Origin of the sequence: uncultured Marinobacter sp. (assembly GCF_947488835.1) — a bacterium.
GTDB lineage: Bacteria > Pseudomonadota > Gammaproteobacteria > Pseudomonadales > Oleiphilaceae > Marinobacter.
The window spans coordinates 241,696-267,409 of record NZ_CANLBK010000001.1 but is presented as its reverse complement, the minus strand read 5'-3'; the positions used below and the strand labels follow the sequence as shown (position 1 = coordinate 267,409).

Below are 25,714 nucleotides of genomic sequence, written 5' to 3'. Positions count from 1 at the left end.
TCAGACCAGTATAGCGCCTGTCTGAAATCCTGCCGCTTAAGTAGCTCTATGCAGCAAAAGATTCCGGATATGGCCAATTGCCCTTGTGGGGTTGAGGCCTTTCGGACATACGCTGACACAGTTCATGATGCCCCTGCAACGGAACACACTGAACGGGTCATCCAGATTGGCGAGACGCTCAGCTTGCGCTGTATCGCGGCTATCCGCCAGGAAGCGATATGCCTGCAACAGACCTGCCGGACCAATAAACTTGTCCGGGTTCCACCAGAACGAAGGACAGGATGTGGAGCAGCATGCACAGAGAATACACTCGTACAAACCATCCAGCTTTTCCCGATCTTCCGGTGTCTGGAGACGTTCAATAGCAGGCACTGGCGTATCGTTCACAAGATACGGCATTACTTTTTCGTACTGCTTATAGAACAGGCTCATATCTACGACCAGATCGCGGATAACCGGCAAGCCTGGCAGAGGGCGCAATACCAACTTGCCATTCTTGACGACCTGCGACATGGGCGTAATACATGCCAAGCCATTTTTGCCGTTCATGTTCATGCCATCCGAACCACACACACCTTCACGGCACGAGCGGCGGTAGGCCATTGACGAATCTTTTTCCTTGATGAGGTTAAGCACATCAAGAACCATCAGATCCTTTCCTGCCGGAAGCTCAACCTCTACGTCCTGCATGTAAGGGGCGTTGTCAGTTTCCGGGTTATAACGGTAAAGACTTACCAACATAGTGTACGTTCCCCTTAGTATGTCCGGACTTTCGGCTGGAAGGTTTCGACAGTTTTCGGCGCGAAGTTAACATCACGCTTGCCAATACGCTTATCCAGCGGGAAGTAGAGAGAATGCTTCAGCCAATTTTCGTCATCACGCTCGGTGAAATCGTTACGGGCATGAGCACCACGGCTCTCTTTACGCTCGTTTGCCGCAATGGCCGTTGCCTGAGCCACCTCAAAAAGGTTGTCCAGCTCAAGCGCTTCAATACGGGCAGTATTGAATGCATTGCTTGTGTCAGTCAGCTTGGTGTTACGAACGCGCTCACCGATCGCCGCGAGCTTCTTCAAGCCCTCTTCCATGCTCTTGCCGTCACGGAACACACCAAAGTAGAGCTGCATGCAATTCTGAAGATCCTTACGAACCTCAGCAACGCTCTCACCTTCAGAAGCACTGTTCAGGCGATCCAGACGAGCCATTGCACGCTTGATGTCTGCGTCGGTTGCGTCGTCAGTTTCGAAACCGCCGCGCAACTGCTCTTCAATGTGCAGGCCTGCCGCACGACCAAAAACAACCAGATCCAATAGCGAGTTACCACCCAGGCGGTTTGCACCGTGTACGGAAACACAGGCTGCCTCACCGCAGGCAAACAGACCCGGGATCGGCTGATCGTTACCGCTTTCGTCTTGCGTCAGTGCCTGGCCACCTACGTTTGTAGGAACACCACCCATCATGTAGTGACAGGTAGGAACAACCGGGACCGGCTCTTTTACGGGATCTACGTGAGCAAATGTACGGGACAACTCACAGATACCCGGCAGTCGCAGGTTCAGGGTTTCTTCGCCCAGGTGATCCAGCTTCAACAACACGTGATCCTTATCAGGACCGCAACCGCGACCCTCAAGGATCTCAATAACCATGGAGCGCGCCACAACATCACGGCCCGCAAGGTCTTTCGCGTTCGGAGCGTAGCGCTCCATAAACCGCTCGCCTTCAGAGTTGATCAGGTAGCCACCCTCACCCCGGCAACCTTCGGTTACCAGCGTACCGGCACCGTAGATTCCAGTTGGGTGGAACTGCCACATTTCCATGTCCTGCATCGGGAATCCCGCACGCAGCGCCATGCCAACGCCATCGCCAGTGTTAATCAGCGCGTTGGTCGTAGAGGCATAGATACGACCGGCGCCACCGGTCGCCAGAACCGTCGCCTTGGACTTGATGTAAGCCACTTCGCCGGTTTCAATTTCAATGGCAACAACACCAACAACTTCGTTTTTGCTGTTTTTCACCAGATCAACGGCATACCATTCGTTCAGGAAGGTAGTACCGCCCTTCAGGTTCGCCTGATATAGCGTGTGCAACAGCGCGTGGCCGGTACGGTCAGCGGCTGCACAAGTGCGTGCGGCCTGAGTCGGGTTATCCGGCCCCTTGGACTGACCACCAAATGGGCGCTGATAGATGCGGCCCTGCTCAGTTCGGGAGAAAGGCAGCCCCATGTGCTCAAGCTCGAAAACAGCCTGCGGCCCTACGGAGCACATGTACTCAACTGCATCCTGGTCGGCAATGTAATCAGACCCTTTAACGGTGTCGTACATGTGCCAGCGCCAGTCATCATTGGGGTCTGCACTTGCAATCGCGCAGGTAATGCCGCCCTGGGCAGATACCGTGTGCGAACGGGTTGGAAACACCTTGGTGATACACGCAGTTTTGACGCCTGACTCGGTCAACTGCAGGGCCGCTCGCATGCCGGCACCGCCGCCGCCGATTACAATTGCGTCGTAAGAGATAGTCTTAATATTAGACATCGATCAAAGCCCCCAAATAATCTGGATTCCCCAGACCACATACACAAAACTAACCAGGATGAATGCGGCTTGAAACAGAAAGCGCGGCATTGCTGATTTGATATAGTCGGTAGATACCGTCCAAAGTCCAACCCACGCGTGAGCGCCGATCGAAAGCAGAGCCAGCAATGAAAAGATCTTGAACCAGGTTTGATTAAACAGAGCCGACCAGGACTGGTAGTCCACATCGGTTGTGACAAAAAAACCAATCAAAAACAGTGTATAAAAGGCCAGGACGTATGCAGAAACCCGCTGGATAATCCAATCCTGGATACCGTTACGGCCAATGTTGGTCACACTATTCATGCCCATACGAAAACTCCTGCCAGAACGATAAGGATAACGGATACTGCAATCGTGATCTTTGCAGCTGCTCGCCCGCTTTCCAGCTCTTCACCAATGCCCATATCCATCAGCAGGTGCTTGATACCCGCAACCAGGTGATAAAGCAGAGCAGACAGAATGCCCCAGGTAATCAGCTTGGCAAGGAAGCTGTTCAGCAGTTCACTGACCTGACTGAAGCCTTCTTCCCCTGAAAGGGAAAGCTGAAGTCCGTAGAGCATGAACGCAACACCAACAAAAATGATGATGCCGCTGATGCGGTGCAATATGGACGTAATGGCTGGCAGCGGAAAATGAAACGTGCCGAGATCGAGATTTACTGGTCGTTTGCTATTCACAGCGCTCTCACACTCTCTTTTGGTGCCGCAGAACCGGCAAGCCGGCGGCGGTTAGTTGGTATGTAACGATCGAATGTTGAATACGATATCGACAGACGATTGGTTCAGGAGGGCGAACACCAACAAGGTAGCTTGCTACGCACAAGCACCCGTGAAGATGGATCCCCAATTCCGGGCTAGGGATTATAAGGAGACGCCCGTATAATTACAAACGCGCAACACACGCTGAAGCCGCGCGAGGACTGTAACAGAGCAAGCTATTAAGCGTATTGACAAATGCTTTTTTCCATCCGGGGCCGCATTATTCGGGATATCCCTGATTTACAATGAGGGGCTTATCCTGATGTTTCCGTACTCTTTCATTGACAAAAAAAGCCTACGCCCTATATTTTGCCGCCAGTTTTGCGATAATACGCGCCTTCTCGCGCAACTATAAAGACAGCTAGCACTGTCAAAGCTGATAAACAGGAGAGCACTATGACCGACAGGAAAGCCACGCTCTCGGTGGGGAATGAGTCCATTGAGCTACCGATTTATTCCGGCACCGTTGGCCCTGACGTTATCGACGTTAGAGGTTTAGTCCAGAATGGCGTTTTCACTTACGACCCGGGCTTTGTCTCTACGGCCGCCTGTGAGTCGGCTATCACCTACATCGATGGTGACGAAGGCGTTCTGCTGCACCGGGGCTATCCAATCGAGCAGCTCGCAGAGCATTCAGACTACCTTGAAGTCTGTTACCTGCTACTGAAAGGCGAACTGCCAACAGCCGAACAGAACAAGCTGTTCCACGACACCATCAAAAACCACACCATGCTGCACGACCAGATGCGCAATTTCTTCCACGGCTTCCGCCGGGACGCGCACCCTATGGCAATCATGTGTGGAGTTGTCGGAGCACTTTCCGCGTTTTATCACGATCAGATGGACGTAACCAACGAACATCAGCGTGACATTACAGCCCATCGCCTCATCGCCAAAATGCCAACAATTGCGGCCTGGTGCTACAAATACAGCATCGGCCAGCCTTTCGTTTATCCACGAAACGATTTGTCATACTCAGAGAATTTCCTGCAGATGATGTTTGGCGTGCCCTGCGAGACTTATAAGCCAAACCCGATTCTCGCAAAAGCCATGGACAAGATTTTTATTCTCCATGCGGACCACGAACAGAACGCCTCCACATCGACTGTGCGACTGGCCGGCTCCTCAGGCGCCAACCCTTACGCCTGCATCGCTTCTGGCATTGCAGCACTCTGGGGCCCTGCACACGGTGGCGCTAACGAGGCCGTCCTGGACATGCTTGCGGAAATTGGCGACGTCTCTAATATCGATGCGTTCATTGCCAGAGCTAAAGACAAAGATGATCCTTTCCGCTTGATGGGCTTTGGTCACCGGGTTTACAAAAACTTTGACCCACGCGCCAAGGTTATGGCGGAAACTGCCCATGAAGTCTTGAGTGAACTCGGACTGGAAAATGACCCTCTCCTGAAAATCGCTCAGCGTCTTGAGCAGATCGCCCTTGAAGACGAATACTTCGTTAAGCGTAAGCTTTACCCGAACGTAGACTTCTACTCAGGCATCATTCTCAAGGCAATCGGGATCCCGACATCCATGTTTACGGTAATCTTTGCCATGGCACGGACGATCGGCTGGTTCTCCCACTGGAACGAAATGGTCAGCGGTGATTACCGCATTGGCCGTCCGCGCCAGCTGTACACTGGTTCTCCAGCAAGGGATTACCCTAAAAAGTAACCCTTACCTGCACTGAAAACGAAAAGGCCGCTGAATCAGCGGCCTTTTTTTATGGGTTTGATCGCCACCCTTTCGCGGGTAACTTACCCTGTCTGTGCTAAGTTAATTGCCATAACTCTTCAAGGAGAAACCAATGACAACCGCAACCTTTATCGGCCTTGGCGTTATGGGCTACCCCATGGCCGGCCACCTCGCCAAGGCCGGCATTACCGTTCGGGTCTGGAATCGCTCAAAGGAAAAATCGTTAGAGTGGGCCAGAGAGTACCCAGGAACCGCCTGCGAGACCATCAAAGAGGCCGTCCAAGGCGCTGATTTTGTAATGACCTGCGTAGGCGCCGACAAGGACCTGGTTGCGGTTTACGAAGGAGAGAACGGCATTCTGGCACACGCAAAATATGGGGCCGTGCTGGTGGATCACACCACCGCTTCTGCCGGCGTAGCTGAGAACCTTTCCGAGGCTGCCCGCAAGGTCGGCATGGGTTTTATCGACGCACCGGTCTCCGGAGGCCAACAAGGCGCCCAGAACGGACAGCTTACGATCATGTGCGGCGGGTCGGAGGATGACTACTCGAAAGCCCAACCGCTACTGCAGAACTATGCCAGAGCACTGAACCTCATGGGCCCCGCAGGAAGCGGCCAGAAAACGAAAATGGTCAACCAGATTGCCATTGCCGGTTTGGTACAGGGGCTGTCAGAAGCCCTGCATTTTGCCGAACAGGCAAATCTCGATGTGAAAAAAGTTGTGGACGTCATTTCCAAGGGCGCAGCACAGTCCTGGCAGATGGAAAACCGATCAGGAACCATGATTGATGGTAAATTTGATCATGGATTTGCTGTCGACTGGATGCGCAAAGACTTGGGCATATGCCTTGATGAAGCACGCAAGGTAAATGCCTCGCTACCAGTTACAGCACTGGTGGACCAGTTTTACGGCGACGTTCAGGAAATGGGCGGCAAGCGCTGGGATACGTCTTCGCTGATCCAGAGATTGCGGAAGTTCAGATAAGCGAGAAAAAAGCCCGGCTAAACGAAAAAGAGGCCAGAGCTTACGCTCTGGCCTCTTTTTCTATTCACCTGACCAGTCTTTACTACTTCTCGCGCGGCTGCCATTTTCCATTCACATACCATGCGGACCAACCGGTAGCCTTACCGTCTTTTTCGGTCATCACATACTGCTCTTTGGTTTTTCGGCTATACCGGATGACCGTCGGGTTGCCCTCAGGATCACGTTCCGGGGCCTCCATCAGGTAATCGTGTTTCGGATCGATTTCCTTCCGATGCGGTTTGATCTCCATGACCAGTGGCGGCCGAGTCTCACGGTTTTTCGGGAACTTGCTGGCCGCCAAAAACATTCCTGATGCACCATCACGCAAAACATAGGTGTCGTCGACTTTCTGGCATTGCAGTTCAGGCATCGGCACCGGATCCATTTTTGGTGGCGCCGGCTCTCCGCTCTTCAATAGCTTGCGGGTATTCTTACAGGTATCACTCATGCAACCGAAGTACTTGCCAAACCGGCCAGTTTTCAGCTGCATTTCGGCACCACACTTATCGCATTCCAGCGTGGGGCCATCGTAGCCTTTAATCCGGAATGTACCCTCCTCCACTTCGTACCCGGCACAGTCCGGATTATTACCGCACACATGGAGTTTTCGGGTTTCATCTACCAGATAGCTGTCCATAGCCGTTGCGCAGATCGGGCAGCGACGCTTTTTACGCAGCAGTCGGGTTTCACCCTCGCCCTCAACATCGTCATCCGCGCTAACCACCTCATCACCAGACACCAGGTTAATGGTGGTTTTACAGCGTTCTTTAGGTGGCAGTGAATAACCAGAGCAACCCAGGAACACACCCGTACTGGCAACACGAATCTGCATGTTACGAGCACAGGTTGGGCAAGGAATATTGGTTTCTGTTGGGTCGTTCGGGCGCATTCCGCCCTCACCATCAGCCGTTTCCGCCGATTCCAGCTGCTGACGGAAATTGGCATAGAAGTCGTTAAGAACCTTCTTCCATTCCACATCGCCTAAGGCAATACGGTCCAGATCACCTTCCATCTTTGCCGTAAAATCGAAGTCCATCAGATTGGAAAACGATTCGCACAGGCGATCCGTGACAATCTCACCCATCTTCTCCGCGTAGAAGCGACGGTTCTGCAAACGCACATAACCGCGATCCTGAATGGTGGAGATAATCGATGCATAAGTAGAAGGCCGGCCAATACCCTGCTTTTCAAGCTCTTTAACCAGGCTGGCTTCCGTATAACGAGGCGCAGGCTTGGTAAAGTGCTGGCTTGGCTCAAGCTTTTCGAGACTCAGAGACTCACCTACCTTGATGTCTGGCAGGGCGACGTCTTCTTCTTTCTTGGCCGACTGGGGAGCAACCTTCAGAAAACCCTCAAACTTGATGATACGGCCACGGGTGCGTAGCTCGTAACTGCCATTGGCAACAACGATAGACGTGCTAAGAAATTCTGCCTCAGCCATCTGGCAGGCAACAAACTGACGCCAGATCAAGTCATAGAGCTTCTCTGCGTCCTTTTCCAGGCCGCTGATTGCTGACGCCTTGCGAGTCACCTCGGTTGGGCGAATCGCTTCGTGCGCTTCCTGGGCGCCCTCCTTGCTGCCATATACCTTGGGTTTCTCTGGCAGATAACGGTCACCGAACTGGTCCGTGATGTAATCGCGACAGCTGTTGATTGCATCCTGGCTAAGGTTGGTGGAGTCGGTACGCATATAAGTGATGTAACCGGCCTCATAGAGGCGCTGCGCCAGCATCATGGTCTTCTTGACACTGAACCCCATGCGGTTACTTGCAGCCTGCTGCAGGGTCGAGGTGATAAACGGCGCACCAGGGCGAGACCTGGTGGGCTTGTCTTCCCGCTTGGCTACTTCAAAGCTACCCGCCTTAAGGCGTTCTACGTGCTCATTGCTTTGCTGCTCGTTAACCGGGCGGTAGGGCTTGTCATTGTAGCGAGTGACCTCAAAACGCACAGGCTGCTTGCTGGCCTTTGCACCCAGCCCGGCAAACATCTGCCAGTACTCCTCGGGCACGAACACACGAATGTCTCGCTCACGCTCTGCAATCAAACGCACCGCTACCGATTGAACGCGGCCAGCCGACAAGCCACGGGCAAGCTTGGCCCAAAGCAGCGGCGACACCATGTAGCCAACAACCCGGTCGAGAAAACGACGAGCCTGCTGGGCGTTAACCTGATTCGTATCGAGACTTCCCGGGTTTTCAAATGCTCCCTGAATGGCTCGCTTGGTGATCTCATTGAACACCACACGGCGGTACTTTTCAGGCTCACCACCAATGGTCTGCTTGAGGTGCCACGCAATGGCCTCCCCTTCGCGGTCAAGATCCGTTGCGAGATAGATGTGGTCGGCATTTTTAGCAAGGCGCTTCAGCTCACTGACAACTTTTTCCTTGCCAGGAAGCACTTCATAGCGAGCGCTCCAGTCATTGTCCGGATCAACACCCATCCGGGCAACCAACTGTTCCCGCGCTTTGCGCTTTTTGTGTGCAACCTTGTCTTCCGGGCTGAGCTTACGAGTTATCGCCGCCTGCCTGGCGCGCTCTTTCGGATCAGACTGGGATCCGCTGCCACTAACAGGGAGATCACGAATGTGCCCAACGCTGGACTTTACGATGAAGTCAGAGCCCAGGTACTTGTTGATGGTCTTCGCTTTCGCTGGTGACTCGACAATTACGAGACTTTTACCCATATCGGAGTTCTGTATCCTTTGCGATAAATCGGCCGGTAAACAAGCAGACCGTAAACTCGCTGTAAAATCAATCGGCTGGAAAAGCTATAGGAGCCGCCATTGTGTATAGGCTCACTGTTTTACAGGGTCAGGAATAGCAAGACAACCCATTCTTTGTTTCAGTCATGCATTTTTCAAGTTTCCGTGGCGCACTCTACAGCTCCCCAGAAACAAGAAAAGCCCGGCGCGAGCCGGGCCTTCCATGAAAGCGTTACTGCATCCGTCTAGCGGATTACAGGCGCTCCCAGACCGTCGCAATACCCTGACCCAAGCCGATGCACATGGTGGACACACCAAGTTTACCGCCTTTGGCCTGCATTACGTTCAGCAGGGTCGTAGAGATACGGGCACCTGAGCAGCCCAGCGGATGCCCAAGAGCAATCGCGCCACCGTTCAAGTTTACCTTCTCCTCCATAACACCCAGCAGTTTCAGGTCTTTCAGTACTGGCAAAGACTGACCAGCAAAGGCTTCGTTCAGTTCCCAGAAGTCGATATCTTCAACTTTCAGGCCTGCACGCTTGAGCGCCTTCTTGGTTGCTGGTACTGGGCCGTAACCCATGATTGCGGGATCACAGCCAGCAACGGCCATGCTGCGGATCTTCGCCATCGGCTTAAGGCCCAGCGCTTCTGCACGCTCTGCAGACATCAGTACCATTGCAGAGGCACCATCAGTCAGCTGAGAGGAAGTACCAGCTGTTACAGTACCGCTCTTCGGATCAAAAGCCGGCTTGAGCTGGCCCAGTGATTCAACGGTGGTCTGTGGACGGATGGTTTCATCATGCTCAATCAGCACCTTGAAGCCATTCTCATCGTGACCTTCAATAGGCACGATTTCGTTCTTGAAACGACCTTCAACGGTCGCTTCCTGGGCCAGACGATGTGAACGCGCGCCGAACTCATCCTGCTGCTGACGGGTAATACCGTGCATTTTCGCCAGCATTTCTGCAGTCAGACCCATCATGTTCGAGGCCTTGGCAGTGTACTTGGAGGCAGCCGGGTTATGGTCGAAACCTTCCGTCATGGGTACGTGCCCCATGTGCTCTACACCACCTACCACAAACACATCGCCGTTGCCGGTCATGATGGCCTGAGCTGCCGTATGGATTGCACTCATTGCAGATCCACACAGGCGGTTCACAGTCTGGGCTGCAGACTCGTGAGGGATACGGGTCAGCACAGAAATCTGCCGCGCCACGTTAAAGCCCTGCTCCTTGGTCTGATTTACACAGCCCCAGATAACATCTTCAACTTCTTTTGGGTCGAGCTTCGGGTTGCGTTCGAAAAGCGCATCGATCAGCGTAGCCGAAAGGGTCTCCGCACGCACATGGCGGAAACAACCATTTTTGGCACGACCCATCGGAGTCCGCACGCAATCGACGACGACAACGTCTCTCGGATTAAGGCTCATAGATCTTTCTCCGTTCGGAAATCTCGTTCAGGGTTAACCAAAGAACTTTTCACCAGTTTTGGCCATTTCACGCAGCTTCTCGGTCGGATGATACAAAGCACCAAGATCTGCAAACTTGTCTGCCAGCTCAACGAACTTGTCTACACCCATATCATCGATGTAGCGCAGGGCACCACCACGGAACGGCGGGAAGCCAATACCGAAGATCAGACCCATATCCGCGTCAGCTGCATCTGCCACGATGCCATCTTCCAGGCAACGCACAGTTTCCAGACATAGCGGAATCATCATACGAGCAATGATATCTTCGTCGCTGAACTCGCCCTCACCCTGAACAACCGGCTTGAGCAGCTCGTAGGTCTCTTCATCGACAACCTTCTTCTGCTTACCTTTACGGTCCAGTTCGTATTTGTAGAAGCCCAGTTCGTTCTTCTGACCATAACGGTTGTTTTCAAACATCACGTCAATGGCCGTTTTTTCTGCATGCTTCATACGATCCGGGAAGCCGTCGGCCATCACTTCGCCAGCGTGTTTGCCGGTATCCATGCCAACAACGTCCAGCAGGTATGCCGGGCCCATAGGCCAGCCGAACTTTTCCATTACCTTGTCTACGCGCTGGAAATCCGCACCGTCACGTACCAAGCCGACAAAACCGCCGAAGTAAGGGAACAGAACACGGTTCACCAGGAACCCTGGGCAATCGTTAACAACAATCGGGGTCTTACCCATCGCCTTGGCGTAGGCAACCGTTGTTGCAATAGCGCGATCGCTGGTCTTCTTGCCACGGATAACTTCAACAAGCGGCATCATGGGCACTGGGTTAAAGAAGTGCATGCCACAGAAATTTTCCGGACGCTTAAGGTTCTTAGCCAGAAGGTCGATAGAAATAGTCGACGTGTTAGACGTCAGAATAGCGTCATCACGAACCGCATCTTCAACTTCACGCAGAACCGCATCTTTTACCTTGGGATTTTCAACAACAGCCTCAACAACCAAGTCTACGTTCTTGAAATCACCGTAGTTAAGCGTTGGAGTAATGCTGTTGAGAACATCAGCCATCTTGCCTGCGTCCATGCGGCCTTTATCGACGCGCTTGGTTAGCTGCTTTTTGGCTTCTTTGAGGCCCAGTGCAATACCGTCCTGATTAATATCTTTCATGATGATGGGCGTGCCTTTCAGTGCCGACTGATAAGCAATACCACCACCCATGATTCCGGCGCCCAGAACGGCAGCCAGCTTCACTTCAGACGCTTCTTTTTCCCAAGCTTTGGCTTTCTTTTTAAGTTCCTGATCATTCAGGAACAAGCCAACAAGGCAGGCCGCCACATTCGTCTTCGCCATTTTGGCAAAGCCTTTGGCTTCCACTTCAATGGCCTTGTCGCGGGTCATGCCAGCGTGCTTCTGCATCACCTTGATCGCTTCGACCGGTGCCGGGTAGTTCTTGCCCGCTTTGGCACCCACAAAGGCTTTGGAAATCTCGAACGCCATCATGCTTTCCATGGCGTTGAGCTTGATCTTGCCTTTCTTCTCTTCGCGACGCGCTTCGTGGTCAAGCTTGCCTTCGTTGCACTGATCAATGATTGCAACAGCCGCTTCAACCAGCTTCGCCGGCTCAACGATTGCGTCAACAGCACCTGTTTTCAGAGCTACGTCGGCACGGTTTTCTGCACCGCCACAAATCCACTCAACGGCGTTGTCCACACCTACCAGGCGGGATAGACGAACAGTGCCGCCGAAGCCCGGGAAGATACCCAGTTTTACTTCAGGCAGGCCTACTTTAGCCTTCGGAGCCATAACCCGATAATCGGTCGCCAGGCACATTTCAAAACCGCCGCCCAGAGCGATACCGTTAATTGCAGTTACAGTGGGGAAAGGAAGATCCTCTACCGCGCTGAAAATTGCATTGGCCTTCAGGTTGTTGGCAACCAGATCTTCCTCGGAACCGGCAAACAGTTCAGTAAACTCTGTGATGTCGGCACCAACAATGAAACTGTCTTTGGAACTGGTTACTACCAGGCCCTTGAGTTTCTTCTGTGCTTTAAGTGCATCAGTCGCGGCGTGGAGCTCTTCAATGGTAAGACGGTTGAACTTGTTTACCGACTCGCCTTGCAAGTCGAAGTCCAACTGAGCGATCCCGCCTTCGATCTCTTTAACCGTGATGGCTTTACCTTCGTAAATCATCAACTGATCTCCAGTCTGTGTTTGGAACTGCTTCCAACTCTGGACAGCCTCTTTATTGAGATTGCCAAAGCTGTTTGATGCAGCGAGATTTCTGTCACTGCCCGATCAGACGACCAAAAATTCATACAGTCGTTTGAATCGTGAGGGCACACGATGTGAAAAAACAGCACGTTTGTCAATTTGTTTCTTTGAGATCGGACGCAACATGCAGCTATTACACCTGCGCCACGACATCAGATCCTTGCGTATCAGCATATTACAACCTAATACATAGAAAGAGCTTGAACTTCATGGCGCAAATTTCAAAGATATTTACAATTCCTGATTCCCGCGCCAGCAAAACTGCTTGATTGGCCGAGAAACTTACTTTACCTTCGTTCTACGACTTTGGTACACAATAATAAACGCTTTACGGAGAATCCGTCCGATGAAAACCACCCACCTGGGCGCTCGCGCCTCTCTGGTTGCTTCACTGTTTTTGTTCTTGCTCACATCTTTGAACGTAAAGGCACAGGAGTCTGACGACTTCCTCGCCCAACTGCATAACTTCCGCGTGAGCAACTACGTGGCGCTTGATGCGTATTACCGGTTTATCGGATCTGGCAGCACCAACACTCTGAACGAGATCGTGGCGGGTATCAACTCAGCTAACGACGCCATGAACCTCGTTACAAACAATACAAGTGGCGGACTATCCAAAGAACAACTTGAAGAGCTCAACGGCCAATTTGATAAGTTCAAAAGCTTGATGCGCGACAACATCAACGATGTGCGGACAACGGGTTATCCAGATTTACGTTTGGTGTCAGACATGGCTAACCAGGCACTGGAAATGAACAGCAAGGCAACCGAGCTGTACCAGATTGCCCAGGAAAGCTCCACGAAACAAACACGCCCACGGGTTGAAGCAGCCAGAATGGGCGCGGTTGTCATCGCCCAAATGATGGCAAAGTACTCTGTTCGCACCAACTCGTCGGTCGCGCAAATCTTTCAAGGCTCCTCCCTGGAAACGTCACTTGATGAGCAGGCCAAAGACTTTGACAAGCTGCTTGAAACAATGAGCACGGGTGAAAGTAACGCAGAGCTGAGCGGACTATTGAGCGACGTAAATGCCAAATGGCAGTTTATTCGCGGCTCTTACATCAACTACAACGAAAACAACGTTGGCTTTGTAATTGACAGGTACTCCAAGCGCATCCTCGAAAGCCTGACTTCGGTTATTTCGCTACTCCAGCAGAGCGCGTGAATACCACGAGAGCCCTTCCCCCAGCCGGGCTCGCGTACTATGCTGTAGCAAAGCCGATATAGAAGGAGTTAGGGATGTCTGCATACAATACAATGCTCGTTGCTATCGATCTTACCGAAGAAGCACCTCAGGTTCTGGAGAAAGCTAAAGCCATGAGCGTAGCTCACGGTGCCAACCTGGTTCTGGTACACGTTGTCGAGCCAGTGGGGTACGCGTATGGAGGAGATATCCCGATGGACCTGACCGAGCTTCAAACTCAGCTCGATAAAGCGGCTCGGGAACAGCTGGCTGCGTACGGTGAACAGTATGGCGTCGAAAAGACCAACCAGATTGTGACTGTGGGCCGGCCGGAATCAGAGATACACCGGTTGGTTAAAGAGCAGGCTGCGGATCTTGTGATTGTGGGAAGCCACGGCAGGAAGGGCTTCCAGTTGCTACTCGGCTCAACTGCAAATGGCGTGTTGCATGGCACAGAGTGCGATGTTTTAGCAATCAGAATTCGCTAACTCATCTCGCAACACCCAGCCCTGAAAAAAAGCCTGAGGCAATGCATTGCCCCAGGCTTTTTTTATTAACCCCAAGCACTTACCTTAACCAAGCGCCTGCTCTTCCAGTTCCATCCATCTCTCGATGACCTTCTCCAGCTTGAGCTCTTTCTGTTCCAGCTCTTCCAGAACCTCAGCAACCTCTTCAGCTGTACCGGAATAAAAATCGGCTGAAGCGATACGCGCCTGAATACTCGCTACATCCTGCTCCAAAGCTTCTATTTGCGCTGGCAACTGTTCAAGCTCGAGCTTCAACTTATAACTCAGTTTAACCGGCTTAGGCTTGCTGGCACCGGCGTTATTCAAGCTTTCTGCAGCTTGCTCACCCTTTGCTGGCGAATCACCGTTTTTTTTGGCACCAGTTTGCTTACCTGACTTTGCTGCCTTGTCGTGCCGATCGGGGCGTGCGCCCGTTTCCTCAGCAGGGAAACATCCTCCCTGCCGACGCCAGTCGCTATAACCACCTACGTATTCTCGCACCCGCCCAGAACCGTCCAGGAAAACCGTTTCCGTTACAACGTTATCGAGAAACTCACGGTCGTGGCTGATAACAATGACGGTGCCTGCAAATTCGGAAAGCTGTTCTTCCAGCAACTCCAGGGTTTCCACATCCAGATCGTTGGTTGGCTCATCCAATACCAGAATGTTTGCTGGCTTGCTGAACAGTTTTGCCAACAACAACCTTGCACGCTCACCCCCGGAGAATACCCGAACAGGCGATCTGGCCCGCTCTGGCGTAAACAGGAACTCCTGCAAATACCCAAGCACATGCTTGCTCTGGCCGTTGATATCAATAAATTCCCGGCCTTCCGACAAATTGTCGAGCGCGTTCAAATTGAGGTCGAGCTCGCCACGAAGCTGATCAAAATAGGCTACCTGAAGGTTGGTACCCAAGCGGATCGTGCCTTCAGTCGGCTTCAGGTCGCCCAACAACAAACGCACCAACGTTGTTTTACCCGTTCCGTTCTCACCCACAAGGCCAATTTTATCGCCCCGGAGCACAGTAAGACTCATATCGCGAATGATGGCTGTCCCGTCAGGGTAAGCAAAGCCAGCCTCAACTGTCTCCACTACCAGCTTGCCCGAGCGCGCAGCATCTTCCACAGCGAAGCTTGCTGTACCACCACGAACTCTGCGCTGCCGATGCTCTTCGCGCATCGCTTTCAGGGCCCTTACCCTACCCATGTTGCGGGTGCGGCGAGCCTTGATACCCTGGCGAATCCACGTCTCTTCCTGCTTCAGCCGCTTGTCGAAAAGCGCATTTTCCCGATCCTCCTCCTCAAGCGCCTTCTCTTTAAGATCAAGGTACCGGTCATAAGAGGCAGCAAAGCTAATCAACTTTCCGCGATCCAACTCTACAACGCGGGTAGCCATGCGCCTGATAAAAGCCCGGTCGTGGCTCACAAACAGCATGGCGCCACGAAAGGCGCCAAGCGCCTCCTCAAGCCAAGCAATGGCTGGCACATCAAGGTGGTTGGTGGGCTCATCCAACAAAAGAATATCCGGTTCCCCAACAAGCGCTTTCGCCAACAACACCCGCCGCTGCCACCCTCCAGAGAGCGTATTCAGCCGCTGGTCCGGATCTATGCCATATTGCGCCAAAATGGCCGTAACCTTTTGATCGAGCCGCCACCCGTCAAGAGCTTCAATGCGCTCCTGAACCTTCATCATGCGATCGAGACTGGATTCGTCTGCGCTTTGGGTAAGTGTGTGAAACTCCGCCAGGAGTTGACCTGCTTCCGGGAAGGCGCCAGACACAACTTCATACGCCGTTCTGGTATCGTCAGAGGGAAGGTTCTGGGGCAGGACCGCCAACACGGCGCCATCGTCAAGGCGTACCTTGCCGCCATCCGGAATAACATCACCGCAGACGATCTTTAGCAGAGTGGACTTACCCTCGCCATTCCTTCCCAACAAACATACCCGTTCGCCAGCTTCAATATTCAGCGAAGCCTGATCAAGCAGCGGGTGCATTCCGAAGGCCAGGGAAATCGAGTCCAGTGTTAACAGTGGCACGTTGTTTTCTACTCCGATTCAATAACAGTGACGGAATCATCCACATGGATTATTCCGGGGGATTCGTGAATGGCATTTTGGCCGAAAATAACACCGTCTGGCGTTCTGCGGTATCCAGAGAGCGCTCTCAAAGGCTGCAGGCCGGGATCTTTCAACCCGGTATCCGGATCAACGGTGGTCAGCACACAACGGGAACTTGGCTTCACAACATTGAAGCTTTGATCTCCTACCAAAAGCGTGCGCCAGTGGTCTTCCTGCCAGGGTGCCATGCCCTCTATAACGATGTTGGGCCGGAACCTGCGCATATCCACAGGCGTCTCGAGTCGCCCGTTAAGCTCACTTAAAGAGGCCAGATTGGTGATCAAAAAAGGAAAGCCATCGGCAAAGCCTACTCGACGATATTCACTTACATGCCCGGCATCAACCCGCCGAAACGAAGAGTCCGGCATATAGACAAAGCGCAAGCTCTTACCGCAATAGTGACTTAGCGCCTCACTGGCGGCTGACCCACCCTCCAGAGCTTTAACCCAGTCGCGCCAGACCAGCACTCGTAACTCCCGGTCAGTCTGCTGCAACTGGAAATCGCCCTCACCTGGCACGTGAATGCTAACGGAGCCTCCATGTAGAGAAGTTGACACCCTGGCCAACTCAGGAAGCTCTCTCTGGGTAACAAACCGGCGTTCCTCATCAACAATCATCCATCGCCGGTCACCTTTAGGGCCGAAGTCGTCCATTTCAAAACAGGAAACCTCGATGCCAGTGAGCGACTTCACCGGGTAAATATGGAGTGAATGAACTTTCAAGGCGCGTCTCCAGAGCAGGAATCAAATGTGGGGAGGCGGGCAGTATAACCAAAAACAAAAAACCCGACCTCTTTCGAGGCCGGGTTTCTGGAATTTGGAGCGGGAAACGAGATTCGAACTCGCGACCCCGACCTTGGCAAGGTCGTGCTCTACCAACTGAGCTATTCCCGCAATGTTGATCAGCTTGCGCTAACAACGGATGTGTATTCTACGCATCCCGCCCCTTTCGTCAACCTCCTTTACAAACTTTTTTATTGCCCAAATCGATTGGCGGTGCCCAGATAGTCCTTCTCCGCCTCAGTCGAGGGTCGTCCGAGAGCCTTATTACGATGGGGAAACCGCCCAAAACACTCAATGATGTTGTGGTGATCCTGAGCTGACCGCAGAAAGCTTCTTAAAAAATCCTGCAGCATCCCTGAGGTAGACGCGACCAGCTGCTCATAACACTCCACCGACAACGCTTGATCATCAAGCCGCTCAGAGTGTTGTAAAGGCATATACATAAATGCACGCTGAATCGGTGGAAGCGCGACATCACCTCCCCTGCGCATGGCTTCTTTGCAAAGCTCCCTTGCCTGCTTGTCCTGCTCGAACGCAAGTGCCCCGCCCCGAAAAATATTTCTGGAAAACTGGTCAAGCAGAATAATTTCAGCTAGCCGACCACCAGGAGTCTTACGCCAGTGATCCAGACCCTGCTCAGACGCAAACAGAACCATGGAAAGAAACCGACGGCGAATTTCCTGGTCGAACTTACGGCTTGAGAGAAACCAACGACTACGATGTTCGCTGTCAGGGAGTCCATTTTCATCTAATTCACCGAACCAGAAATCCAGAATCTCTTTCCAATCGAACATTAAAGAACACCCTGTTATCTTGACTGACGGGATCGACAGAGAATACCGACCCGCAACCAAATTTACGACAGACACCTGTCACAGATCATCGAGGAGCACGAATGAGCAGTCGCCGCATTATTCTGTTAGCCCATGGTAGCAGCGATAAACGCTGGTGCGATACGTTCGAAGCGCTTGCAGAGCCGACGCTCAAGGCTGTAGCAAACTCGAGGATTGCCTATATGGAACTGGCGGAACCCTCCATGGAGGCCGTCGTTCGCGACGGTGTGGCAGCCGGAAGCCGAGAATTCACAATTGTTCCCCTTTTTCTAGCCGCCGGACGCCACCTGCGTAAAGATGTGCCTGCCATGATTGCAGCCCTTGAGACATCCACAGGGGCAAATATTACGCTTTCCCCCCCTATTGGAGAGAACCCGCTTCTGGGACAAGCCATCAAAGACGTGGTAACCCTGCAACTGGCTCACAGCACCAAAGATTAAGGAGCACCAACATGAACAAGCGCGTACTGATTACCGGCGGCACTGGCTTTATTGGCGGCGCGCTTTGCGGCACGTTGCTTGATCGTGGCTACGGGCTGACCATTTTAAGCCGTCAGTCCGCCGATGCAGTACGGGCCCTGTGCGGGCAGGTTGAAGTGATCAATAACCTTGAAAGCCTCCGGGGCCATGCGGGTTTCGATGCCGTGATCAATCTCGCAGGTGAAGGCATCGCCGACAAGCGCTGGACTGCCGAGCGGCAGCAGGCATTGATAAACAGCCGCGTGGTTTTAACCCACACTCTGGCAGAGGTCATCAAGAGCTGGAAGCAAAAGCCTGACGTGATAGTTTCGGGCTCGGCTGTGGGCTTTTACGGTGATCAGGGCGAGCTGCGGGTAACCGAAAACACCGCACCCAACGATGAGTTTACTCACCAGATGTGCAGGGACTGGGAAAAGGCGGCGCTCGAACTGGAATCGCTTGGAGTGCGCGTATGCCTCTCCAGAACGGGCATAGTGGCAGGTCCTGAGGGAGGCTTTTTGAAGCGTATGGTTTTGCCATTTAAGCTTGGACTGGGTGGCCGCCTTGGTGCCGGGCATCAGTACATGCCCTGGATTCATCGCGAGGATGTGGTCGCAGCTCTTATCTGGATGCTGGAAACGCCACAGGCCTCCGGTGCATACAATGTAGTCAGTCCCAACCCGGTCACCAATCGTGAGTTCACCCTTTGCCTTGCCAGCACGCTACATCGACCCGCTATTTTCCCGGTTCCGGCATCAGTGCTCAAACTTGCACTCGGGAAGATGTCACGACTCTTGTTGACTGGCCAACGGGCAATACCAGAAAGGCTGATCGACTCCGGATTCGAATTTCGCTATCCGACACTTGCAGAAGCGCTCGAAGCCAGCACTAAATAACTTATTAGCTTTTTTCATCAAAAGCGTTGACAGCTGCACGAGGCTTACTTAATATACGCGCCACCTCGACGAGGCAAAGTTTTAAAGCGTTGCGTCCCCTTCGTCTAGTGGCCTAGGACTCCGCCCTTTCACGGCGGCAACAGGGGTTCGAACCCCCTAGGGGACGCCATTTTCTCTCTCATAGAACTCTTGAGTGAAAAAAGCGCTTACTTGCCCACATCAAGGCGCGCCTGTTCAGGCGGCCTTTCTATCCAGTTTAATATCTTTCTTTGTTGCGCTAGAGCCGTGAGCTTTTTGATCCCGCATCACGAAAATGCCTACGCCAACAAAAAACGCCACCATCAACAACACAGTCGCAATTCCAGCGAAAACCACCACATCCATATACATATTTTTTCTCCTACCCATATTCAAACTTGATTAAGCTCAGATTACGTCACTACTGAATACGGATATTGATCTAGATCAATGGCGACATCACTGCTATAACTCAAAAGCCCTCAAATACAAAAGTGAATATAATTATCCCGTGTTTTCGCGGATTTGCAGGGAATTTGAATAATAGGACTGCTATAGTCAGCGAATAATGGACTATCTGTTTATATCAACCGGTCTGGGTGGCTGAAGTATAAGATGCCGAAACTGCCGACACGCTTACAACGTTTTCGCTCAGGCTCCCCCCTGTCCTTCAGGCTGCTCGCCTGGATACTTCTGTTCAGCTCGGCCTTCACGCTGATAGCATCGGCTATCCAAATTTATTCTGATTACCGCAAAGACCTATCACAGATCGATAGCCGCATAGCTGTGGTTGAATCCGGGTATGCCTCCAGCCTTGCCAGAAGCCTCTGGGCCCTTGACCAGAAACTTCTGCAAACCCAGATGGAAGGGATTCTCAGCCTGCCAGACATTGTTCATCTGAGACTGGGCATTGAACCAGACTCTGAGCTGGTTATGGGAGACATTCCTCGAGGCTCTGATACCAAATCCCACAAATTTGATCTGTTTCATGAGGGCGAAGGGGCATTCAAACTGGGCGAGCTCACGGTAACAGCCAATCTTGATCGTGTTTATGAAGATCTAAAGGTTAAAGTCGGCATTATTCTCGCCACCCAATTCCTGAAAACCTTTTTTGTATCGATATTGATCATCTGGGTTTTCCAGCACTTTGTTACCCGCCATTTAACCGCTATGGCGAACTACGCAAAGGACATCTCCCTGAAGAACCTCGGCACCCCGCTCACTCTTGACCGTCCGGATACGCCGTCGCACCACAGGGACGAAATCGGCCGAGTAACCGATGCTATCAACCAGATGCGCGAGCGTTTGAATGACGACATGGTGCGGCAGGAAAGGGATGCCGCCGAGATTCACAAGTTCTCCATGGCTATCGAGCAAAGCCCCTCCTCTGTCGTTATATGCGACCGGCAGTGGCGGGTCGAGTTTGCGAACCACAAGTTCACGCAGCTTACGGGTTACAACGCAAAAGCGATTGTTGGCCAACACCCTGGTGCACTAAGCGATAACACCATGGAAATCCGTGAGAATCGCCAACTGTGGCAATCCATCCGCCTGCAGGTTCAGCGCGTGGGTGTATGGCAGGGTGAAGTAAACAGCGCACGACGCAATGGCGAGCGCTTTTGGGAACAGCTTATTGTTACACCAATCAAGGATAGTGCTGGCGAAGCGACGGGCTACCTTATTCTCGGTGAAGACATCAGCATTCGTAAGCGTTACGAACAGCAATTATTGCGTCAAGCGAACTATGACATACTGACCGGTTTACCCAACCGCATGCTGGCATTGGACAGGCTCAAATTGGCCCTGGCTCAGGCGCGCCGCGAAGGCACCATGGTTGGCGTCATGTTTTTGGATCTTGATAACTTCAAGCACATTAACGACACACTAGGGCACGACGCAGGCGACAATCTGCTGATTGAAGCTGCGAGGCGAATATCCAGTTGTTTGCGCGGAACAAGCACGGTCGCCAGGCTCGGAGGCGATGAATTTCTTGTCATTTTGCCAGGGCTTAACGGCTCTGAATCCGCAGCACAAGTGGCAGAACGTATTCTTTCGAACTTTACCCCGGCCTATACCCTGAATGGCCAGGAAGTCTTTGTTACGACCAGTATTGGTATTGCAATTTTCCCGACCGATTCGGACAACAGTGGCACCCTTCTTCAGCACGCGGATGCCGCCATGTATCAGGCAAAGCGCCAAGGCAAAAGCTCCTTTGCGCACTTCACTCCCGAAATGTCTGAGGTCTCCCATGAGCGTCTGCAAATGGAATCCCGCATGCGGAGGGCATTGGAGCAAAATGAATTCGAACTGTATTTTCAACCGATTGTTGAGACCACTACCGGCGAAGTGCGTTCTGTAGAAGCACTTCTACGCTGGAACAACCCCGCTATGGGAATGGTCATGCCGGACCGCTTTATTCCGCTGGCTGAAGAGACGGGGCTTATCATCGCTATTGGTGAGTGGGTGCTTGAACAAGCCTGCCTCGCAGCTACCGAGTGGAAATCAATTGCCGGCCGGGATATTGGAATTTCTGTCAACGTGTCACCAAGACAGTTCCGGGACCCCGGATTTATCAATGCTGTGATGCGTGCGCTAACCAACAACGATCTCGCCCCCCAGTTGCTGGAACTGGAAATTACCGAGCGCTTGCTGCTCGACAATTCCATCGAAACAGCAGAAATTCTCAGAGAGCTGGACCGGGCGGGCATCCGCCTGTCAGTTGATGATTTCGGTACTGGTTACTCTGCTCTAAGCTACCTCAAGAGCTACCCGTTCGATACCCTCAAAATTGACCGCACCTTCATCAACGATGTGACAAAGACACAAGGGGGAGCCTCCCTGGTGTGCGCAATAATTAATATGGCTCACAGCCTCGGGCTAACCATCATAGCGGAAGGCGTTGAAGAGGAATCACAGACCCATTTCCTGAAGCAGGAAGGGTGTGATTTGTCCCAGGGTTATTTTTACAGTCGCCCACTCCCTGCAGGGGAGTTTATTGAGTGGCTGAAAGCCAATCACCGTACACCAACCTGACTCTCACGGAATACCGGTAACATGAAACAGTCCATTCTTGTCGTTAACTGCGGCAGTTCGTCGCTGAAACTTGCCTTGTTCGACGAAAATGAAGAAAAGCTCGTATCTGCAATAGCAGAACGGCTCAATGAGCCGCAAGCCTTCGCACGAATCAATGGTGATGATCGCATCGTCGAATTGCCAGCCAAAGCTAATCACAAGCAAGCCCTTAGTGCATTGGTATCGGCGTTCCGTGAGCGTGATTTTATGCCCGCAGCGCCCACTTCTATCGGCCATCGCGTGGTGCATGGTGGCGAAACCTTCCGCGAAGCCGTTTTAATAGACAACGGTGTTGTGGACGCAATCAACGACTGCGCAGGCCTGGCTCCTCTCCATAACCCGGTCAATCTTGCTGGCATTGAAGCCACCCGGGAACAGTTTCCTGAAATACCACAAGTCGCCGTGTTTGATACCGCGTACCACCAAACCCTTGCACCCCATGCCTATCTTTATGCACTACCAGAGTCCTACTATCGAGACTGGAGCGTAAGACGCTACGGGTTCCATGGAACCAGCCATTTCTTTATGGCCAATGAGGCCGCGCGTCTTCTTGGTAAAACCCTTGCCACTACCTCGATTATTTCAGCTCATCTGGGGAATGGGTGCAGCATTACGGCAATCAAGAACGGTGCCAGCGTGGACACCAGCATGGGTCTGACCCCGCTGGAAGGACTGGTGATGGGTACCCGCAGTGGTGATATCGATCCGGGGCTTTTTGATTACCTGAACTCCCGTGGTATGCAATTAGCCGATGTACACAAGGAACTGAACCAAAACAGTGGGCTTCTGGGAATATCCGGAAAAACGAACGATATGCGCACCTTGTGTGAACTGGCCGACCAAGGGCACGAGCCTTCAGCGCTAGCAATCGAGATATTCTCCTTCCGCCTGGCAAAGTATGTTGGTGCCATGATGGCCTCACTGGATCATCTTGATGCGCTTGTATTCACCGGTGGTATCGGAGAAAACAGCAGTCGGGTAAGACAGAAGACACTGGGTCATCTGAAGCTGCTTGGATTTGATCTGGATTCGGACCGGAATCAGCATAACGGGCGTCGCAGCGATGGCAGGATAGAAAGCGCCAACTCACGATTTCCGATTCTGGTCATTCCCACCAACGAAGAGCTTGTAATCGCACGCGAGGCTGCGCGCCTGGCTGAGAGTTTTTAAATAGATTTACCGGGCTGCCTGTTTCGCCCACTACCAGAACCTGTTACCAGAACTACCGGAACCTCTATATATGGCGAAAAGTCTGTTTATTGCACCTACATCCATGGACTCAGGGCTTACATCCGTTTGTCTGGGCTTGTTGCGCGCAATGGAGCGCGTGGGTATAAGCGTTGGGTTCTACAAACCCTTCTACCAGTCGGTGAACCAAGCCGAATCTTTGCATAACGATGGCAAGGATTCATCCGTTACCTTTGTGCGCTCGCGAAGCCACCTGCAGCCCCCCGAACCGATTCCCCTGAAGAAGGCTCAGCACCTGTTGAACCGCGGCAAATCCGATCTGTTGATGGAAACCGTGGTGGGCGAATACCAGAAAGTCGCCAAAGATGTCGATGTTGTTATTATTGAAGGTCTTGTTCCCGACCGTCGCGAGGCCTACATCGCCCGTCTAAACGTGGAAGTGGCGCGCAATCTGGGTTCAGACGTGGTGCTGGTCAGCACACCGGGCAAGAGCAGCCCTGCCGAACTCGACGAGGAACTGGATTTCTCTGCACGGCTGTTTTCCGATGTTTCAGCTCAGGATGTGATTGCCGTTATTCTCAACAAACTCGGCGAGCCCGAACGTTCTGGCATGGAACCCTACAGCAATATCAGCCAGACCGAAGGGGAAACGCCGGACTACCGAAATAGCTGCAAGGTGTTCCGCGATGGGCGCTTCCGCTTGCTTGGCCAAATCCCGTGGCAGTCCGACTTACTGGCACCGCGCGTGTCTGATATTGCCCGAGAGCTTAATGTCCCGGTGCTGTATGAAGGCCAGATGCACACTCGACGAGTTCAGAGAGTATCTGTCTGCGCCCGCTCCATTCGAAACATGACGGAGACCCTTGGCCCAGGCACCTTAATGGTGACCCCTGGCGACCGCGAAGACATTATTGTGACAACCGCCGTTGCGGCACTTAATGGTGTTCCTTTAGCGGGCCTCATGCTGACCGGCGGGCTTATGCCTGATCAGCGAGTAATTGATCTGTGCTCCCGTGCGCTGCATACGGGCTTGCCGGTGCTGAGCTCCCCCACCAACACGTATGAAACCGCACACATGTTGGCGAATCTCTCCAGCGCAATTCCCACCGACGACCCCGACCGGGTCGAAAAAGCGATGGAAGCCGTAGCGACCAAAATCGATACCGACTGGCTGCAGGAGCATCTGCGCGTTGCCGTTCAAAGCCGACTGTCCCCACCGGCATTCCGCTATCAGTTATCTGAACGCGCCCGGGCGGCAGACAAGCGCATTGTACTGCCAGAAGGCAGTGAGCCACGCACCGTTCAGGCAGCGATCATTTGTCACCAACGCAAGCTTGCACGTTGCGCCCTGATTGGCTACGCAGCAGACATTCGGGATGTTGCGGCTTCGCAAGGCTTCGAGTTGCCTGACGACATTGAGATCATTGACCCGGTTGCGGTGCGCAAAAACTATATTGCCCCCATGGTAGAGCTGCGCAAACACAAAGGGCTGGCTCCGGATATGGCTGAAGCACTGCTTGAGGACAACGTGGTTCTGGGCACCATGATGGTGGCTCTGGATGAGGCCGACGGTCTTGTTTCAGGTGCTATCCACACCACCGCAAACACCGTGCGCCCTGCCCTGCAGCTGATCAAGACCCATGACGACGCCAAAGTAGTGTCGTCCGTGTTCTTCATGCTGCTTCCGCAACAGGTACTGGTTTATGGTGACTGCGCAATCAATCCAGACCCCAATGCAGAGGAGCTGGCCGATATCGCTATCCAGAGCGCCGAATCTGCAGAAGCTTTTGGTGTGGAGCCTGTGGTTGCCATGATCAGCTACAGCACTGGCGAGTCTGGCAGTGGGCACGATGTGGAGAAGGTGCGAGAGGCCACCAGAATAGCCCGTGAACGCAGGCCGGACCTGCTCATCGACGGTCCGCTGCAGTACGACGCAGCAGCCATCGAAAGCGTGGCACGTAGTAAAGCACCCAATAGCAAGGTCGCGGGCAAGGCGACGGTGTTCATATTCCCGGATCTCAACACCGGAAACACAACCTATAAAGCGGTTCAGCGTAGCGCTAATGTGGTGAGCATTGGCCCAATGCTGCAGGGCCTGAGGAAACCAGTTAACGATCTCTCGAGGGGGGCGTTAGTAGAGGATATTGTGTTTACCATCGCACTGACAGCGGTGCAGGCAAAGCAGGTTGAGGATGCGGGGCTGGCCTGAGCCGCCCCGATCAAC

General features: G+C 52.9%; 19 protein-coding genes, 2 tRNA genes and 1 pseudogene. 10 read left to right on the top strand and 12 right to left on the bottom strand.

Translation table 11 applies throughout. The features are described from left to right. Nucleotides 1-36 precede the first annotated feature (36 nt). From Q0824_RS01250 to sdhC, 4 genes are read right to left on the bottom strand one after another with little or no spacing between them, the layout of a single operon-like run. Nucleotides 37-741, bottom strand: a complete 705-nt coding sequence (locus Q0824_RS01250; RefSeq protein WP_298446957.1) for a succinate dehydrogenase iron-sulfur subunit — start codon at nucleotides 739-741, stop codon at nucleotides 37-39. 14 nt (nucleotides 742-755) lie between these two features. Next, a complete protein-coding gene (gene sdhA / locus Q0824_RS01245) occupies nucleotides 756-2,528 on the bottom strand; it encodes a succinate dehydrogenase flavoprotein subunit (protein WP_298446956.1) in 1,773 nt (590 codons plus the stop codon). Between the two features lie 3 nt (nucleotides 2,529-2,531). After that, entirely contained in the window at nucleotides 2,532-2,879 is a 348-nt protein-coding gene (gene sdhD / locus Q0824_RS01240; RefSeq protein WP_298446955.1) for a succinate dehydrogenase, hydrophobic membrane anchor protein, read from the bottom strand. After that, entirely contained in the window at nucleotides 2,870-3,247 is a 378-nt protein-coding gene (sdhC, locus tag Q0824_RS01235; protein WP_200204961.1) for a succinate dehydrogenase, cytochrome b556 subunit, read from the bottom strand. The genes sdhD and sdhC overlap by 10 nt, the downstream gene beginning before the upstream one ends. A gap of 477 nt (nucleotides 3,248-3,724) precedes the next feature. Between sdhC and gltA the strand changes: the two genes are divergently transcribed. Further along, the gene (gene gltA / locus Q0824_RS01230) at nucleotides 3,725-4,999 is read left to right on the top strand and encodes a citrate synthase (RefSeq protein ID WP_298446954.1); all 1,275 of its coding nucleotides are present in this window, start codon (nucleotides 3,725-3,727) and stop codon (nucleotides 4,997-4,999) included. Nucleotides 5,000-5,132: 133 nt separating this feature from the next. Beyond that, complete coding sequence (locus Q0824_RS01225) at nucleotides 5,133-6,005, top strand: NAD(P)-dependent oxidoreductase (protein WP_298446953.1); 873 nt, start codon at nucleotides 5,133-5,135, stop codon at nucleotides 6,003-6,005. Nucleotides 6,006-6,087: 82 nt separating this feature from the next. Here Q0824_RS01225 and topA read toward each other — a convergent pair whose 3' ends face one another. The 3 genes from topA to fadB form a co-directional block, all read right to left on the bottom strand. After that, nucleotides 6,088-8,727, bottom strand: a complete 2,640-nt coding sequence (gene topA, locus Q0824_RS01220) for a type I DNA topoisomerase (RefSeq protein ID WP_298446952.1) — start codon at nucleotides 8,725-8,727, stop codon at nucleotides 6,088-6,090. A gap of 271 nt (nucleotides 8,728-8,998) precedes the next feature. Then, nucleotides 8,999-10,174 carry an acetyl-CoA C-acyltransferase FadA gene (gene fadA, locus Q0824_RS01215; protein WP_298446951.1) on the bottom strand — a complete coding sequence of 392 codons (1,176 nt, stop codon included), beginning with the start codon at nucleotides 10,172-10,174 and terminating at the stop codon, nucleotides 8,999-9,001. Between the two features lie 33 nt (nucleotides 10,175-10,207). Continuing rightward, the gene (gene fadB / locus Q0824_RS01210) at nucleotides 10,208-12,355 is read right to left on the bottom strand and encodes a fatty acid oxidation complex subunit alpha FadB (RefSeq protein ID WP_298446950.1); all 2,148 of its coding nucleotides are present in this window, start codon (nucleotides 12,353-12,355) and stop codon (nucleotides 10,208-10,210) included. 427 nt (nucleotides 12,356-12,782) lie between these two features. Here fadB and Q0824_RS01205 point away from each other — a divergent pair, with 427 nt between their 5' ends. Beyond that, nucleotides 12,783-13,601 (top strand): hypothetical protein, encoded by an 819-nt coding sequence (locus tag Q0824_RS01205; RefSeq protein WP_298446949.1) that lies wholly within the window; start codon nucleotides 12,783-12,785, stop codon nucleotides 13,599-13,601. 74 nt (nucleotides 13,602-13,675) lie between these two features. Further along, entirely contained in the window at nucleotides 13,676-14,107 is a 432-nt protein-coding gene (locus Q0824_RS01200) for a universal stress protein (protein WP_298446948.1), read from the top strand. 84 nt (nucleotides 14,108-14,191) lie between these two features. On the opposite strand, the gene Q0824_RS01195 is transcribed toward Q0824_RS01200, so the two are convergent. The 4 genes from Q0824_RS01195 to Q0824_RS01180 form a co-directional block, all read right to left on the bottom strand. Then, a complete protein-coding gene (locus Q0824_RS01195; protein ID WP_298446947.1) occupies nucleotides 14,192-16,162 on the bottom strand; it encodes an ATP-binding cassette domain-containing protein in 1,971 nt (656 codons plus the stop codon). An 8-nt stretch (nucleotides 16,163-16,170) separates the two neighbouring features. Next, a complete protein-coding gene (locus tag Q0824_RS01190; RefSeq protein ID WP_298446946.1) occupies nucleotides 16,171-16,965 on the bottom strand; it encodes an MOSC N-terminal beta barrel domain-containing protein in 795 nt (264 codons plus the stop codon). Nucleotides 16,966-17,060: 95 nt separating this feature from the next. Then, nucleotides 17,061-17,136 (bottom strand) — tRNA-Gly (locus tag Q0824_RS01185). 80 nt (nucleotides 17,137-17,216) lie between these two features. Further along, entirely contained in the window at nucleotides 17,217-17,819 is a 603-nt protein-coding gene (locus Q0824_RS01180) for a DUF924 family protein (RefSeq protein WP_298446945.1), read from the bottom strand. Nucleotides 17,820-17,920: 101 nt separating this feature from the next. Here Q0824_RS01180 and Q0824_RS01175 point away from each other — a divergent pair, with 101 nt between their 5' ends. From Q0824_RS01175 to Q0824_RS01165, 3 genes are all read left to right on the top strand, one after another. Next, nucleotides 17,921-18,298: a CbiX/SirB N-terminal domain-containing protein gene (locus Q0824_RS01175; RefSeq protein WP_298446944.1), complete on the top strand. Its 378-nt coding sequence runs from the start codon at nucleotides 17,921-17,923 to the stop codon at nucleotides 18,296-18,298. Between the two features lie 11 nt (nucleotides 18,299-18,309). Next, nucleotides 18,310-19,212, top strand: a complete 903-nt coding sequence (locus Q0824_RS01170; protein ID WP_298446943.1) for a TIGR01777 family oxidoreductase — start codon at nucleotides 18,310-18,312, stop codon at nucleotides 19,210-19,212. A gap of 93 nt (nucleotides 19,213-19,305) precedes the next feature. Beyond that, nucleotides 19,306-19,381, top strand: a tRNA-Glu gene (locus Q0824_RS01165). 128 nt (nucleotides 19,382-19,509) lie between these two features. Here the strand turns inward: Q0824_RS01165 and ccoM are convergent. Continuing rightward, nucleotides 19,510-19,602, bottom strand: a pseudogene (ccoM, locus tag Q0824_RS17320) (cytochrome c oxidase subunit CcoM); the annotation flags it as partial. Nucleotides 19,603-19,845: 243 nt separating this feature from the next. On the opposite strand from ccoM, the gene Q0824_RS01155 reads away from it, so the two are divergent. The 3 genes from Q0824_RS01155 to pta all read left to right on the top strand — a co-directional run bounded on the left by Q0824_RS01155 (nucleotide 19,846) and on the right by pta (nucleotide 25,699). Then, entirely contained in the window at nucleotides 19,846-22,263 is a 2,418-nt protein-coding gene (locus Q0824_RS01155) for an EAL domain-containing protein (RefSeq protein ID WP_298446941.1), read from the top strand. Between the two features lie 21 nt (nucleotides 22,264-22,284). Next, on the top strand, nucleotides 22,285-23,472 hold the full coding sequence (locus Q0824_RS01150) for an acetate kinase (protein ID WP_298446940.1): 1,188 nt from the start codon (nucleotides 22,285-22,287) through the stop codon (nucleotides 23,470-23,472). A 70-nt stretch (nucleotides 23,473-23,542) separates the two neighbouring features. Next, nucleotides 23,543-25,699, top strand: a complete 2,157-nt coding sequence (pta, locus tag Q0824_RS01145) for a phosphate acetyltransferase (protein ID WP_298446939.1) — start codon at nucleotides 23,543-23,545, stop codon at nucleotides 25,697-25,699. Nucleotides 25,700-25,714 lie beyond the last annotated feature (15 nt).

What these genes read in the sequence shown, in the direction of transcription:
- Q0824_RS01250 (WP_298446957.1), bottom strand. Translation starts at nt 741, where the DNA reads ATGTTGGTAAGTCTTTACCGTTATAACCCGGAAACTGACAACGCCCCT.
- sdhA (WP_298446956.1), bottom strand. Translation starts at nt 2,528, where the DNA reads ATGTCTAATATTAAGACTATCTCTTACGACGCAATTGTAATCGGCGGC.
- sdhD (WP_298446955.1), bottom strand. Translation starts at nt 2,879, where the DNA reads ATGGGCATGAATAGTGTGACCAACATTGGCCGTAACGGTATCCAGGAT.
- gltA (WP_298446954.1), top strand. Translation starts at nt 3,725, where the DNA reads ATGACCGACAGGAAAGCCACGCTCTCGGTGGGGAATGAGTCCATTGAG.
- Q0824_RS01225 (WP_298446953.1), top strand. Translation starts at nt 5,133, where the DNA reads ATGACAACCGCAACCTTTATCGGCCTTGGCGTTATGGGCTACCCCATG.
- topA (WP_298446952.1), bottom strand. Translation starts at nt 8,727, where the DNA reads ATGGGTAAAAGTCTCGTAATTGTCGAGTCACCAGCGAAAGCGAAGACC.
- fadA (WP_298446951.1), bottom strand. Translation starts at nt 10,174, where the DNA reads ATGAGCCTTAATCCGAGAGACGTTGTCGTCGTCGATTGCGTGCGGACT.
- fadB (WP_298446950.1), bottom strand. Translation starts at nt 12,355, where the DNA reads ATGATTTACGAAGGTAAAGCCATCACGGTTAAAGAGATCGAAGGCGGG.
- Q0824_RS01205 (WP_298446949.1), top strand. Translation starts at nt 12,783, where the DNA reads ATGAAAACCACCCACCTGGGCGCTCGCGCCTCTCTGGTTGCTTCACTG.
- Q0824_RS01200 (WP_298446948.1), top strand. Translation starts at nt 13,676, where the DNA reads ATGTCTGCATACAATACAATGCTCGTTGCTATCGATCTTACCGAAGAA.
- Q0824_RS01180 (WP_298446945.1), bottom strand. Translation starts at nt 17,819, where the DNA reads ATGTTCGATTGGAAAGAGATTCTGGATTTCTGGTTCGGTGAATTAGAT.
- Q0824_RS01175 (WP_298446944.1), top strand. Translation starts at nt 17,921, where the DNA reads ATGAGCAGTCGCCGCATTATTCTGTTAGCCCATGGTAGCAGCGATAAA.
- Q0824_RS01170 (WP_298446943.1), top strand. Translation starts at nt 18,310, where the DNA reads ATGAACAAGCGCGTACTGATTACCGGCGGCACTGGCTTTATTGGCGGC.
- Q0824_RS01155 (WP_298446941.1), top strand. Translation starts at nt 19,846, where the DNA reads ATGCCGAAACTGCCGACACGCTTACAACGTTTTCGCTCAGGCTCCCCC.
- Q0824_RS01150 (WP_298446940.1), top strand. Translation starts at nt 22,285, where the DNA reads ATGAAACAGTCCATTCTTGTCGTTAACTGCGGCAGTTCGTCGCTGAAA.
- pta (WP_298446939.1), top strand. Translation starts at nt 23,543, where the DNA reads ATGGCGAAAAGTCTGTTTATTGCACCTACATCCATGGACTCAGGGCTT.